At 76.3% G+C, this 13,260-nt stretch carries 10 protein-coding genes; 1 reads left to right on the forward strand and 9 read right to left on the reverse strand.

What is annotated here, in order from left to right; all coding sequences use genetic code 11:
• Nucleotides 1–64 precede the first annotated feature (64 nt).
• Nucleotides 65–1,201: a hypothetical protein gene (locus ACIRST_RS39540; protein WP_402809079.1), complete on the reverse strand. Its 1,137-nt coding sequence runs from the start codon at nucleotides 1,199–1,201 to the stop codon at nucleotides 65–67.
• Nucleotides 1,202–1,570: 369 nt separating this feature from the next.
• Between ACIRST_RS39540 and ACIRST_RS39545 the strand changes: the two genes are divergently transcribed.
• The gene (locus ACIRST_RS39545; protein ID WP_402809081.1) at nucleotides 1,571–2,827 is read left to right on the forward strand and encodes a glycosyl hydrolase; all 1,257 of its coding nucleotides are present in this window, start codon (nucleotides 1,571–1,573) and stop codon (nucleotides 2,825–2,827) included.
• 4 nt (nucleotides 2,828–2,831) lie between these two features.
• Here the strand turns inward: ACIRST_RS39545 and ACIRST_RS39550 are convergent, their stop codons facing one another.
• The 8 genes from ACIRST_RS39550 to ACIRST_RS39585 form a co-directional block, all read right to left on the reverse strand.
• Complete coding sequence (locus ACIRST_RS39550; protein ID WP_402809083.1) at nucleotides 2,832–3,989, reverse strand: GNAT family N-acetyltransferase; 1,158 nt, start codon at nucleotides 3,987–3,989, stop codon at nucleotides 2,832–2,834.
• Nucleotides 3,986–4,951 (reverse strand): Wzz/FepE/Etk N-terminal domain-containing protein, encoded by a 966-nt coding sequence (locus ACIRST_RS39555; RefSeq protein WP_402809085.1) that lies wholly within the window; start codon nucleotides 4,949–4,951, stop codon nucleotides 3,986–3,988. The genes ACIRST_RS39550 and ACIRST_RS39555 overlap by 4 nt, the downstream gene beginning before the upstream one ends.
• Before the next feature lie 49 nt (nucleotides 4,952–5,000).
• A complete protein-coding gene (locus ACIRST_RS39560; RefSeq protein WP_402809088.1) occupies nucleotides 5,001–6,116 on the reverse strand; it encodes a glycosyltransferase in 1,116 nt (371 codons plus the stop codon).
• Complete coding sequence (locus tag ACIRST_RS39565; protein ID WP_402809090.1) at nucleotides 6,113–6,979, reverse strand: polysaccharide deacetylase family protein; 867 nt, start codon at nucleotides 6,977–6,979, stop codon at nucleotides 6,113–6,115. The genes ACIRST_RS39560 and ACIRST_RS39565 overlap by 4 nt, the downstream gene beginning before the upstream one ends.
• Nucleotides 6,969–8,696 carry a murein biosynthesis integral membrane protein MurJ gene (gene murJ, locus ACIRST_RS39570; RefSeq protein WP_402809093.1) on the reverse strand — a complete coding sequence of 576 codons (1,728 nt, stop codon included), beginning with the start codon at nucleotides 8,694–8,696 and terminating at the stop codon, nucleotides 6,969–6,971. Before murJ ends, ACIRST_RS39565 begins: the two co-directional genes overlap by 11 nt.
• Entirely contained in the window at nucleotides 8,693–10,036 is a 1,344-nt protein-coding gene (locus ACIRST_RS39575) for an O-antigen ligase family protein (protein ID WP_402809096.1), read from the reverse strand. The genes murJ and ACIRST_RS39575 overlap by 4 nt, the downstream gene beginning before the upstream one ends.
• 5 nt (nucleotides 10,037–10,041) lie before the next feature.
• Nucleotides 10,042–11,565: a sugar transferase gene (locus ACIRST_RS39580; protein WP_350525294.1), complete on the reverse strand. Its 1,524-nt coding sequence runs from the start codon at nucleotides 11,563–11,565 to the stop codon at nucleotides 10,042–10,044.
• 393 nt (nucleotides 11,566–11,958) lie between these two features.
• The gene (locus ACIRST_RS39585) at nucleotides 11,959–13,113 is read right to left on the reverse strand and encodes a glycosyltransferase (RefSeq protein WP_402809103.1); all 1,155 of its coding nucleotides are present in this window, start codon (nucleotides 13,111–13,113) and stop codon (nucleotides 11,959–11,961) included.
• Nucleotides 13,114–13,260: the final 147 nt, after the last annotated feature.

Below are 13,260 nucleotides of genomic sequence, written 5' to 3' on the forward strand. Positions count from 1 at the left end.
GCGCCGCGAAACGCCCCGGGGGACTACCGTCCGGGGGTACCCGTCGACCCCGACGGCCCGTCGGTTACGGCTGCTGCGCGGCCGGCTGGTCGTCCGCCGGCGCCGTGGGAGCCGCGCCGTCGGGCCCGGCCGGGGTGTCCGGGCCGGCCGGGGCGTCGGCCGGGGCCGGGGGTGCTGTCGTGGTGTCGACCGGGGGTGCGGTCGTGGTGTCGGGCGCCACCGGGGCCACCGGGGTCGCGGGGCTCACCGGGGCGGCGGGGGCCGCCGGGGCGTCCGCGGCCGGGGCCGCCGACGGGTCGACGCAGCCGCCCTGCGGCCGGACGGCGGCGAAGGGCGCGTCGAGGGCGCCGCACGCGGTCTCGGGCGCGGCCACCTTGGTGTCGAAGATCTTCGGCGGCACGATCGGGCCGTCGGTGATCTCCACCCGGGTGCGGTCCAGCACCTTGACCGTCGCGGCCGGGCCGGTGCTCATCGACCAGCCGTTGCTGTCCAGCCGGTAGCCGGTGATGCCGCCGGAGACGGCCAGCCCGCTGCTGTTGGTGCAGGTGCGCGGGATGAGCACGGCGTAGTCGGTGTGCACGGCGCGCAGCGGGTCGTAGGCGCAGCCGTTGGCCGGCTTGTCGTTGTAGCGCAGGTCGCCGTCGGCGTCGCGCAGGCCCATGGTCAGGTTCGGCGTCACCAGGGCCAGCCAGGGCGAGCCGTCCCGCTGGACGGTGTGCAGCGCCCCGGCGGCCCGCTGCTTGGCGAGCTGCTTGCGCTGGGCGTCGGTCCGCTTGTCGGCGCCGGGCTCGCCGTCGCCGCGCAGCCAGTCGGCCAGGCCCGGTACCGCGCGGTGCCAGCGCACCTCGTGGTCGCCCGGGCGCACCGAGGTGACCATGCCGTCGTCCCAGACCACGATCGCGTTGTCCCCGGCCATCGCCAGGTAGAGCGCCTCGGCGCCCTCGCGGCGGTAGGACCAGGCCTGCTCGCCGGTCTGCTTGTGGAAGGCCTCCAGGCCGGGCCCGACCCGCAGGTCCAGGTCGGCCGCGCTGAGCGATTCCGAGTTCACCGGCGTCGCCTCCGCGCCCGGACCGGCCACCCGGTCGCCGAACGGCACCGGCTTGTTCGCGTGGGCCGCCGCGCCGGCCGCAAGGACCAGCATCACCGCCAGGGCAGGCAGGATCGAGCGGGGGGTCAGTACACGCAGCGGCTTCCGGGACACGGCCGGAGCGTACCTTTCGCCGGGCGGGCGAGTCAGCCCGGTTCCGGGTTCCGACCGCGCGGCCGACCGTGTGCCCGGCCCCGCGCGCCCCGCCCGTACGCCCACCCGCCCACCTGCGCGGTTCGGCACCCCGACGGTTGCGCGGGGCGGTCCGGGGCGGGCCGCGGGGGCGCGAACGGACCGTTACAGATCTGATACACGGGGGCCGGTCGCGGAGCGTTGCGGCAGACGGCGTTCGAATATCGCCCACTTTAGGGTGACATTCGGCTTTTCGATCCTCCGGCGGGCCTACTGTCGGCGAGCGGGGCGCCACGGTCCGTCCACGCCGAGACCGGGCGCCCCGCACACGCGATGTCCGGAGGAGAGACCATGCGCATCGGCCGTCTGACCCTGGCCGCCGCCGCCCTGCTGCTGATGGCCACGGCCAGCGTCCCGGCCGGCTCGCCGCTCAGCCGGGCCGAACGGCACTCCCTCTCCTCCGACGCCTTCGAGCCGCGCGGCGCCGCCCCCCGCCCGCCGGTCCAGCGGCCGAGGCACGAGCCGCCGTTCGGGGCCTTCGTCGGCTCCTGGGACAACTACATCCCGCAGATCGGCCGGTACGCGCAGTGGCTGGGCGGCGCGAACCTCCAGGTCGGCCACACCTACCTGGCCGGCAACGGCTGGGCCGACGTCGAGGGCGAGCCGGTGGTGCTCGGCATGTGGTCGCAGTGGCGGCTGGCCGACCCGTCCCGGCTGCTCGTGCTCGGCGTGCCGATGCTGGTGCCCAACGAGGCGCACGTGTCGGACGGCGAGGTGGCCAGGCTGCTCGCCCAGGGCGTCCGCGGGGACTTCGACGGGCACTTCCTCAAGCTCGCCCGGCGGCTGGTCGCGCTCGGCGGCGCGGACACCGTGCTCACCCTCGGCTGGGAGATGAACGGCACCACCTACACCCACCGCTGCAAGCCCGACCCCTCCGCCTGGAAGGCGTACTGGCGGCGGATCGTCGGGGTGATGCGCTCGGTGCCCGGGCAGCGGTTCCGCTTCGACTTCGCGCCCAACCGGGGCCTGGACGCCATCCCGTGGACCAAGTGCTACCCCGGTGACGACGTGGTCGACGTCATCGGCATGGACAGCTACGACCAGCCCGCCGGGGCCACCTTCGACGACTACGTGCGCGAGCCGTACGGCCTGCAGGACCAGGTGGAGTTCGCCGCCAAGCGCGGCAAGCCGGTCTCGTACCCGGAGTGGGGGCTGTTCCGCAACGGCGACAACCCGGAGTTCGTCCAGCGGATGGTCGACTGGATCCGCACCCATGACACCGCGTACCAGACCGTCACGGACTACTGCCCGCACGGCTTCTTCCAGTGCTCCGGCAATCCGCGCTCGGCGGCGCGGTTCAAGCAGCTGATGGCCGGGTCCAAGGGGGCGCCGGCGGTGGTGCCGACGGCGCCCCCGGCGCCGACCTCACCCGCGGCGCCCGCCTCTCCCCCGGCGCCGACCGCAACCGCCTCGCCGGGTGCCCCCGCCCCGTCGGGCACCGCCGTCCCGTCGAGCGCAGCGGCGACGCCGAGCGTGGCGGCGACGCCGAGGCCGACGCCGGGCCCGACCGCGAGCCCGTCGACGGCTGCCACGCCCGCCCGGCGCTGAGCGGTCAGCCGCGGCGGGCCAGCAGCGCCTCCTTGAGCCTGGGGAAGCGGGTGCTCAGCCGGTGCGCCGCCGCCTGCCGGACGCGCACCGCCGCCGCCCGGGCGGCCGCCGCCGGCGCCGCCCCCGCGGGGCCCAGCAGCAGCCGCTGGTTGGGCAGCGGGTCCGGGCGCCAGCGCTGCTTGTACGGTTCCCGGCCGCGCAGCAGGCCGAGCAGCGGGATGCCGGCGCCGACCGTCTCGTCCAGCGCCGCGCTGAAGAGCAGCCCGGCGATGTCCAGCCGCTCGCGCAGCACCGGGTGCGCCCCGTACAGGTACAGCCCGCCGAAGGAGGGGCAGAGCAGCAGCAGGTTCACCGCGACCAGCTCGCCGTCCAGGTGGAAGCGGTGGACGGCGGCCCTGCCGGTGGCGACCAGGCCGGTGGTGGACTCGGTCAGGTGCCGGACGAACCGCTCGGTGCGGTGCTCCGGGGTGACGCCGCGCTCCTGCCACTGCAGGAAGTGCAGCCGCAGCAGCCCCTCCAGCGCCTCCGGCACCTCGGCCGGCGGCGTCGAGCTGACCTGCACCCCGGCCTCGGCGATCTTGCGCAGCTTCACCCGGCTGCGCTGCGCGGTCTTGCCGGGCACCCGCTTGAGCAGCCGCTCCATCGGGACGGCCGGCAGGTACTGGCAGAGCGAGTCCTCGAAGCGGCGGCGGTCGCCGCGCCAGTGCGCGAACACCCGCTGCACCGCCGCCTCGGGGTGCACCTCGCGCAGCTCCAGCCAGTGCCAGGGGCGGGTGAGCGGGAGGGCGGCGGCGAACTCGGCGGCGGCGCGGTCGGCGCACTCGTCGTCGAGCAGGACGTCGGTGTAGTCGGCCAGCCCGGCGCCGAGGCCGGTCAGGCCGCCGAACGGTCCGCCGCGGCGCCGGAAGGCGCCCGCGCCGACCAGCCGGCCGTCCCGGCGGACCAGCACCACGACCAGCGCGCCCGGGCGGCCGTAGTGCCGCCACCAGGAGCGCTGCCAGGCGGCCGCCTGGAAGAAGGTGGCGGTCCGGCAGCGGGCGGCCAGGTCGTCCCACTCCTCGGCGAGGGTGTCCAGGGCGTCGTCCTCGCGGCGCAGCTCGGTGGTCCAGGTCGGCGCCGCCGACTGGGCCGGCGGGCCGGGTCTGCGGATCTCGGTGCTCATCGGGCGCTCCCGGCCGGGGTCTTCTCCTTGGCGGCTGTCGGCTTGGCGGCTGTCGCCTTGACGGCCGTCTTCCTCGCGGCCGACTTCTTCGCGGCCGGCGCCCCGGCCGATGCCTCGGCAGGTTCCCCGACGGGTTCCCCGGCTGCGGGCTCCGGGGTTGCGGCGGGCCCGGCGTCGGCGGCCGCGGTCGTCCCGCCGGCCTTCGTGTCCGCCTTCGTGTCCGCCTTCGTGTCCGCCTTCGGGCCGGCCTTCGCGTCCGCTGCCGCCGGGCCCGCCCCCGCCGCGTCGGCCTTCGCGCCCGGGGCGGCCTCGACCGGCTGCTCCCCGGTGCGCGGGCGCGGCGGCGTCGGGACCCCGGCCGGTACGGCGCCCTCGGCGCCCTCGGCGGTGTCCGGTGCCGCGGCCCCGTCCCGACGGCGGGTCATCATCACCAGGGCGCCCAGCAGCAGCCCGGCCGCGCCGCCGACCGCGACGTCCAGCTTGCCGGAGGGCGTGGTCGGCTTGTCCGGCGCGGCGGCCGGGGCCAGCGTCACCAGCCGGACGTTGGTGTCCTTACTGCTGGTGTTGGCGAAGGAGACCAGCGAGCGGGCCACCGCGTCGGCCGTCCGGGCGGCGTCCTGGGCGCGCGTCCCGGTGCCGGTGATCTCGATCATCGGCGCGTCCGGGGAGGTCGTCCCGTGCACCAGCTCCTCCAGCTCGGCCCGGGTGCGGCCGGTCTCGGCGGCCGCCACCGCGAGCACCTGCGGCTGGCCCGCCAGCCGCCCGTACGCCTGGGCGAAGTTGGTCGCGGTCGCCGCCTCCCCCGGGTTCTGCGGGACGACGAGGACGTAGGCGTTGGTGGCGTACGAGGGGGGCGAGACGACGGCGTACCCGGCGCCGGCCGCGGCGCCCAGCGGAACCGCGAGCGCCACCGGCCACCAGCGGCGGACCAGGCGGCGGGCGCTTCGGCGCGGTGTGGTCATGGGGGTGGCTCCTTGGGGATGGGACGGTGGTTCCGGCGGTGGCGGGCGGTCAGACGCGGGCCAGCCGGTCGTAGAGGGCGCCCAGGTCGGCGGCGACCCGGGCGATGTCGTAGTGGCCGACGGCCGGCGGGTTCGGCAGCGGGTCGGGGGTGTGGTCGTCGAGGTGCCGCAGGTCGCGCAGCGCGGCGACGTAGGCGGCGGGCTCGGACGGGATCCGGCGGGCCTGCGGGGCCGCGGTGGGCGGCAGCTCGTCGAGCGCCGGGCAGGCGCTGTGCCGCACCGGCAGCCCGGCCGCGAGGCCCTCCAGGACGCCGAGCCCGAAGGTCTCCGCGGTGGACGGCGCGGCCAGCACGTCCACGGCGGCCAGCAGCTCCGGCACGTCGTCGCGCTCGCCGGTGAGCACCAGCCGCTCCCGGACGCCGAGTTCGGCGGCCCGGCGCTCCAGCGCGGCGCGCTCCGGGCCCTCGCCGACCAGCACCAGCCGGGTGGCCGGGTCGAGTTCGGCGAGCGCCTCGACCAGCACGTCGAAGCGCTTGCCGGGGACCAGCCTGCCCACCCCGCCGACCACCCAGCTCGTCTCCGGCAGGCCGAGTTCGGCCCGCAGCCGTCGGCGCGTGGCGGCCCGGTCGACGGGCGGGAGGCGGTAGCGGCCGGTGTCGATGCCGTTGGGGATCAGCTCGATCCGGGTCGGCGGCACCCCCCAGGAGCGCAGTGTCTGGGCGACCTGCCGGGAGACCGCGACGGTGGTGCTGCCGAGCCGTTCGGCCGCCAGGTAGAGGCCTTTGACGCCCCGGGTGACCGGGCGGCCCTCGATCACTCCGGCGTGCAGCGAGTGCTCGGTGGAGACCACCGCGCGCACCCCGGCCAGCCGCGCGGCCAGCCGGCCGTACAGCTGCGCCCGGTAGAGGTGGGTGTGCACCAGGTCGTAGCGCCCGGCCCGGACCAGCCGCACCAGCCGGGGCAGCGCGCCGAGGTCCCGGTTGCCGCGCATGCCGAGGTGGTGGACGGTCACGCCGTCGGCGCGCAGGGCGGCGGCGACCGCGCCGGGGTTGGTCAGGGCGAGCACCTCGCACTGCTGGTGAGCGGGCAGGTGCTTCAGCAGCAGGTGGAGTTGGCGCTCCGCACCGCCGGAGGCGAGCCCGGTGACGATGTGCAGCACCCTCATGGCCGGCGCTCCGTGTTCTCCCGCTCGCCGCGCGCGCGGCGCAGCTCGGTGACGGCGTCGCGCAACCGGTGCCGGCCCTTCTTGGCGCGCAGTCGCCAGGCGCCGTCGCGGTCGCCGACGTAGCAGCGCGGCAGGGCGAAGCGGCCGGTGAGCGGGGAGTGCGCGATGGCGCAGGCGTAGTCGTACCCGGCGTCGCGGACGGCCAGGGCGGCGGGCAGGTCGACGGCTCCGTACGGGTAGCAGAAGCCGGTGACCGGGCCGCCGACCACCTCCTCCAGCAGGCGCCGGCTGTCCCCGGCCTGCACCGCGAGGGCTTCGACCGGCAGGCCGGGCAGCGCCTGGTGGCCGAGGCCGTGCGAGCCGATCTCCCAGCCGGCGGCGGCGAGTTCGGTGACCTCCGGGACGGTGAGCAGCTTCTTGCGCGGGCCTTCGGTGTCCCAGTCGTTGGCGCGGCCGAGCAGGTCGGCGACCACGTACGCGGTGGCGGTGAAGCCGTAGGCCTGGAGGATCGGCACGGCGTAGTGGGCGAAGTCCGCGTAGCCGTCGTCGAAGGTGAGGCCGACCAGTTTGTCGTCCCGGCCCTGGGCGCGGGCCCGCATCAGCTCGCGGACCGAGACGCCGCGCCGCCCGCGCCGGTGCAGCCAGGCGATCTGCTCGGCGAACCGCTCGGGGCTGACGGTGAGCCGGTACGGGTCCTCCTTCTCGACCGCCACCGAGTGGTACATCAGGATCCACGGCGAGGCGGAGCCGGGGATCGGCGGTTCACCGACCGGGTGACGGCTCCTGGGCAGTCGCGCCCGGTGCGGCGGGGCGTTGCCGACGCCCGCCTGGGCCGAGCGGACGGTTCCCCGTTCATTGTCCATGGGGACGCTTCCCTTCATCGGCGAGGGTTGGCGGGTTCAGGGCCCGGGCGGCGGCGAGGACCGGGCCGCGCACCTCGCTGGCACCGAGGCCGGTGCCGAGGGCGGCGAAGGTCAGCGCCACGGTGAGGCCCCCGAGGAGGGTGGAGAGCAGCGGGTCGGCGGCCAGTCCGGCGACGGCGGTGCCGAGCACGGTGGCGCCGCCGGCGGCGGCGACCAGGCGGCCGTGGCCGCCGAGCACCCGGCGCAGCCGCAGCGGGATGCCGCGCAGCACCAGGCCGTGCAGCAGCAGCGCGGCGGTGGTGGTGATGCCGGCCGCGTTGCCGGCGGCGAGTCCGAGCGCACCGAAGCCGGGCGTGGCGAGCAGGCCGGTGGCGACGGTGACGCCGAGGCCGAGCACCATCGCGGCGGCCGGGTACCAGTCCAGCAGCCGGCGGCGGCCGTCCTCGGTGCCGGGATCGCCGGCCCGGCGGACCACCGGGCGCAGCGAGAAGTACGGCCGGATCATCACGCCGATCAGTGCCTGGGCGGGCAGGCCGAAGCTGTAGACCCGGATGACGTCGGCGGTGGCGGCGGTGTCGCGGGGGCCGAACGCGCCGCGCTCGAACAGCAGCGAGACGACGGAGGGGGCGCAGGCCATCAGGAAGGCGGTGCCGAGCAGGACGACCGCCGCCGCCTGGCCGAGGTCCTTCTCGACCCGGTCGCGGGCGGCGGTGAGGTCCCCGGCGGCGAGCGCCCGGGCGACCAGCGGGAAGGTGACGGTGCAGATCAGGATGCCCGCCGTCATGGCGAGTTGGGAGACCTTGGCGGCGTAGTTGAGGTGCGAGATGGTGCCGGGCGGCAGCGCCGAGCCGAGGTAGCGCTCGACGAACACCTGCGACTGCCGGGTCAGGGTGAAGGCGCCCACCGGCAGCAGGGCGAGCGGCATCAGCACCAGCGCCTTGCCCGGGCGGCGGGCGCGGCCGGCGCCGGACTGCCCCTGGCGCAGCCGGCGCAGGAACGGACCGACCAGCAGGCCGGCCATCAGCAGGCTGCCGGCCGCGACGCCGAGGGCCGCGGAGCGCACGCCGAGCGAGGCGTGGAAGCCGAGCAGCACGGCCAGGATGCCGAGGTTGTAGACGACGTAGATGCCGGCCGGGGCGGTGAAGCGGTGGTGGGCGCGCAGCGCGGCGGCCAGGTAGCCGGCGATGCCGAAGGGCAGCACGGTGATCGCGGTGATCCGGGTGCAGGTGACGGCGAGGCCGGGGTCGGGCAGGCCGGGGGCGAGCAGCGCGACCAGCTGCGGGGCGCCGACGGCGGTGGCCAGGGCGAGGCCGCTGAGCGCGAGCAGCAGCCAGGGAAGGGTGGCGCGGACCAGTTGGCGGACCGGGTCGGGGGCGTCCGGGTCCTCCTCGCGCAGCACCAGGGCGAGGGCGAAGGCGGGCACCATGAGGAAGGACATGGCGTCCTCGATCAGCAGCGGCGCGGCGGTCTCGGGGACGGTCCAGGCGACCAGGAAGGCGTCGGTGCCCTGGTTGGCGCCGAAGTAGCGGGCCAGCAGGAGGTCGCGCAGCAGGCCGAGACCGGAGCCGGCGGCGCTGAGCAGGGCGGTGATCCCGAAGGCCCTGGCGAGGAAGCCGCCCCGGGGCGCCGGGCCGGGCACGGCGGCCGGGTGCTCGCCGGGCGCGCTGCGCGGGGCCGGGAGGGTGGAGGCCAGGGCGGCCGGGCGGTCGGTGGTCACTGTTCCGCCTCCCCGTCGGCGGCGTGTCCCTCCGGCCGGGGGCGGTGGGCCGCGGCGCGGGCGGCGAGGCCGAGGACGACGGAGGTCAGCACGGTCGTGGTGCCGCCGATGTCGGCGTACAGGTAGTCCACCAGCACCCAGGTGAGCAGGGCGAGCGCCGCGAGGCCGAGGCCGCGGGAGCGGCGCAGGCAGCCGAGCAGGAGGCCGAGGAAGAGCGCGGCGTAGGCGGTGATGCCGATCAGGCCCTGCTCGCTGAGGGCCAGGAAGTACATGTTGTGCGGGGAGAGCAGCGGTTCGCGCTGGAAGCCGATGGTGGGGTCGGCGGCGTCGCTGCCGGAGGACAGCCGCAACGGGGCGTGGCTGTCGCGCAGTTGCTGGAAGGCCTTGGGCCCGGCGCCGTGGACGGGGTGGTCCTGCCAGATCCGCCCGGCGGTGGCCCACAGGTCGTAGCGGTCGGAGACGGACTGGTCGGGCGCGGCGGAGACGGAGCCGATCGAGCTGAGCCGCTTGGTGACGCCGGAGCCGCCGAGGCCGAGGCCGCCGACCAGGACGACCGCGGCGGCCAGGCCGAGGACGGCGCTGCGCACGGCGAGCCGGGCGTCGGCGCGCAGCAGCAGCACGGTGGCGGCGGCGCCGGTGGCGATCCAGCTGCCGCGGCTGAACGAGACGGCGAGCGGGAAGGCGAGGAAGGCGGCGGCGGCGAACATCGACCGCCGCAGCCGGGCGTCGCCGCCGGGCCGGCGCTCGCCCAGCGCCAGCGCGAGGGCGGCGAGCAGCCCGAAGCTGACCACCGTGGACATCGCCATGACGTCCAGCGCGCCGAAGGTGCCGACGGCCCGGATCGGCTGGCCGGTGTAGGAGGCGCCGGTGTGGGTGAGGTACTGCTTCGCGCCGACCACGCCCTGGATCAGCGCCGCGAGGACGAAGGAGCCGAGGACCAGTCGCTGGTCGGTGCGGTCGCGCAGCGAGCAGAGCACCGCGGCGGGCACCAGCACGAAGACCTGGACCAGCCGGACGAAGCCGGTGACGCTGGTGGCCGGGTCGATCGAGCCCACGGTGGCGACGGCGGCGGCGACCACGATCCCGGCGAACAGCGCTCCGGTGCTCCGGTCGACGGCGGGCAGCCGTCCGCGCAGCAGGTCCACCGCGGTGAGGGCGACCAGGGCCAGCGAGGCGAGGTCGGCGGCGGTGATGTGGACGGCGGCGGTGACGTCCTTCTCGCCGGTCGGCACGCAGACCAGCAGGACGGTGGCCGCGGCGAGCAGGCTGGGCCGGTCGGCGAGTGCGGGCAGCGCCTTCCGTAAGACGGGACGCGGGACGGCGGGCAGGGTCAGGGCCACGGGGGTCAGCTCCCGTCCGGGTGGAGCATCAGGGCCGCGGTGCGGCACAGGATCTTGACGTCCTGCCAGAGGCTCCAGCTCTCGATGTAGCGGTTGTCGAACCGGGCGCGGTCCTCGATGGAGGTGTCCCCGCGCAGGCCGTTGACCTGGGCCAGGCCGGTGAGGCCGACCGGGACGCGGTGGCGGTCGGCGTACTCGGGGTAGGCCTGGCCGAAGCGCATCACGAAGTACGGGCGTTCGGGGCGCGGGCCGACCAGGCTCATGTCGCCGCGCAGCACGTTCCACAGCTGCGGCAGCTCGTCCAGCGAGCTCTTGCGCAGCAACCGGCCGACGGCGCCCATCCGGTGGTCCTGCGAGATGTTCCAGCGGGTCGCGGACTCGTGCTCGTTGCTCGGGCGCAGGGTGCGGAACTTGAGGACGGTGAAGACCCGGCCGTCCAGCCCGGTGCGCTGCTGGCGGAACAGCACGCCCGGGCCGGTGTCGAAGCGGACGGCGAGGGCGCAGAGCGCGAGGACGGGGGCGAGCAGCAGCAGGCCGAACGCGGCGGCGGTGATGTCCAGGGCGCGTTTGGCGGCCCAGCCGGGCCGGCGCATCGCCGGGCCGGCGACCCGCAGGCAGGGGAAGCCCCACAGGTGGTCGCCGCCGGCGATCGGGGCGGTGGGCAGCGCGCCGAACTCGCGCAGCGCGGGCACCAGCCAGATCTGGCAGCCGAGCCGGGCGGCGTCCCGCAGGGCGGCGGCGGTCTCGGCCTCGTCGGCGGCGCCGGCGGTGGCGATCACGTGCTGGATCCGGTGCCGGCGCACCTCGCGCTCCAGCACCTCGCGGCCGCCGAGGACGGGCGGGTCGGTGTCACCGGCCAGCAGCGGCGGGTCGGCGTCGAGGAAGCCGACCGGGCGCATCCCGTACTCGGCGTGCTCGCGGAGGGCGGCGGCGACCCGCCGGCCGAGCCCGCCGGCGCCGAGCACCAGGACCGGGTTGGGGCGGCTGCGGCGGATCCGCCGGACGAGGTGGTAGAGGACGGCGCGGCCGATGGCGGCGACCAGCAGTTGGGTGCCGAGCAGGACGGTGAGGCGGGCCGGGGTGGCCGGGCCGTAGTCGGGCCAGCGGCCGCCCAGGCAGCCGGACAGGGTGACGGCGAAGGCGGTGGCGACCACCGCCCGGGCGGCCAGCGCGGGCAGTTCGTCCAGGACGGACAGGGTGAGCCGGGCCCGGTAGAGGCCGCCGACCAGGTTGAGCAGGATCAGCAGGGGCAGGACGGCGGGCACGCCGAGCAGGGGGTCGAGCGGGGCGCCCGGGTCGATGGCGCGGTTGGCGATGCCGCCGGCGGAGCACAGCGCGATGGTGTCGGCCTGGACCAGGGCGAGCGGCAGGGCCAGCCGGTTGCGGACCGTCCCGCGGTGCCGGTGCGGCGCCGGGACCGTCCGGCTGCGGGCCGCCCCCACCGGGCGGTCGAGCAGTCCGGTACCCGGCCGGCGGGGGCCGGACAGGGGCCCGCCGGATCGCGGCACGCTGTCATGGTCAATGGTCATCAGCGCACGATCTCCCCTGCTGTGTGCCCGGGGTGACGGCGCCCCGGCACCGGTTTGCGCGGGGCGGCCGTCCCGGCCTGGTGGGCGCGGTCCTGACAGCACCTGCTGCCGCCGGTGGCTTTCGGCTCTCCCGCGGCGAGGCCGATCGCGGAGGGGCGGGTCGCACCGGACTCGGTCGCGAGGGGCTCAGCCGTGAATTCCCCGCATGGAATCCGAACGAAGCAGGCAAAATCCGACAATACCGAACCTGGCGCGGTGGGCTGGAAGTTGACTTGCCGTTTCATTCCAGCCGCCCATTAATAGGTAATTCGGATTTGACGCCTCGCCCTTATCCGGTTGAGGGTGCGAATACGCCGGCGCCGGACCAGCGGGCATTCACGGCTTGTGAAACGATCAGATCCGCTCTGGGACACGGGCCCGGCGGCGCCCGGCGACCGGCCCGGCACCCAGCAGATGGCGGTAGAGGACGTCCACCTGTTCGACCACGGTGCGCACGTCGTGCCTCGCGACGACGTGCTCGCGCAGTCGCGCGCCGCGTCGCTCGCACTCGATCGAATCGGACAGCGCTTCCGCCATTCGGGTGGCGAGGGCCGGCACGTCCTCGGGCGGGACCACCGCGTGCTCCCGCTCCGCCGCCGGCAGGCACTCCCGCGCACCCGGCACGTCGGTCAGCAGCACCGGACGGGCGGCCGCCATCGCCTCCAGCGGGGCCAGCGCCATCCCCTCCCAGCGCGAGGGCAGCACCACCAGGTCGGCCGCAGCCAGCCACGGGCGCGGGTCCGCCACGTCCCCCACCAGCCGCACCCGGGCGGGCTCGGCGGTCTCCCGGACCAGCTCCGCCACCCGCTGCTCCTCCGGCCCGCCGCCGACCAGCGCCAGCCGGGCCTGCGGCACCCGGCGCAGCACCTCCGGCCAGGCCGCCAGCAGCACGTCCTGGCCCTTCTGCCGGCACAGCCGCCCCACGCAGACCGCCAGCGGGGCGTCCAGGTCCAGGCCGAGCGCGATCCGGGCGGCCCGGCGGTCGGCGGGCGCGTAGTGCCGGACGTCCACGCCGTTGGGCACCACCGCCCAGTCGGCGTGCACCCCGGCGGCCACGCCGTCGGCCCGCTCCTGGACGCTGACGCACAGCAGCCGGTGCGCCCAACGGGTGGCGAAGCGCTCCCAGCGCAGGGTGGCGGCGGCCAGCGCGCCGTCCACGGCGGCGAAGGACCAGGCGTGCGGCTGGAAGACGGTCGGGACGGCGCCGCGCACCGCCAGCCGGCCGGCCAGTCCGGCCTTGGCGCTGTGCAGGTGAACCACGTCGGGCGCGGCCGCGCGGACGATCCGGCGCAGCCGCCAGGCCTCGGCGGCGGTGCCCGGGCCCGGCGAGCGCCCGGCGGGCCAGTCCTGGACCAGCGCGCCCACCGCGGCGGCCTCCTCGGCCAGCCGCCCGCCGCGCGGACAGGCGACCAGCACCCGGTGGCCGGCCTCGCGCTGCCCCCGGACCAGGTCGGTGACGACGCGGGCGACCCCGCCGTCCACCGGTTGCGAAATGTGAAGGATCGTCATATGCACGGCGGCGAGCCTAGGGTGGCTCCCCCGTGCCGGGCGGCCCTCGTCACCCGGAGGTGGCGGTTCGGGCCCCCCTTAGGGGTTTGGGTGGTAGGGGTGGGCGATACGCGCGTATTTCCACCCCATTAAAGTGGCAAGGTGGTT

Source organism: Kitasatospora sp. NPDC101447, assembly GCF_044767225.1.
GTDB lineage: Bacteria > Actinomycetota > Actinomycetes > Streptomycetales > Streptomycetaceae > Kitasatospora.

What these genes read in the sequence shown, in the direction of transcription:
- ACIRST_RS39550 (WP_402809083.1), bottom strand. Translation starts at nt 3,989, where the DNA reads ATGAGCACCGAGATCCGCAGACCCGGCCCGCCGGCCCAGTCGGCGGCG.
- ACIRST_RS39545 (WP_402809081.1), top strand. Translation starts at nt 1,571, where the DNA reads ATGCGCATCGGCCGTCTGACCCTGGCCGCCGCCGCCCTGCTGCTGATG.
- ACIRST_RS39585 (WP_402809103.1), bottom strand. Translation starts at nt 13,113, where the DNA reads ATGACGATCCTTCACATTTCGCAACCGGTGGACGGCGGGGTCGCCCGC.
- ACIRST_RS39580 (WP_350525294.1), bottom strand. Translation starts at nt 11,565, where the DNA reads ATGACCATTGACCATGACAGCGTGCCGCGATCCGGCGGGCCCCTGTCC.
- ACIRST_RS39555 (WP_402809085.1), bottom strand. Translation starts at nt 4,951, where the DNA reads ATGACCACACCGCGCCGAAGCGCCCGCCGCCTGGTCCGCCGCTGGTGG.
- ACIRST_RS39565 (WP_402809090.1), bottom strand. Translation starts at nt 6,979, where the DNA reads ATGGACAATGAACGGGGAACCGTCCGCTCGGCCCAGGCGGGCGTCGGC.
- ACIRST_RS39560 (WP_402809088.1), bottom strand. Translation starts at nt 6,116, where the DNA reads ATGAGGGTGCTGCACATCGTCACCGGGCTCGCCTCCGGCGGTGCGGAG.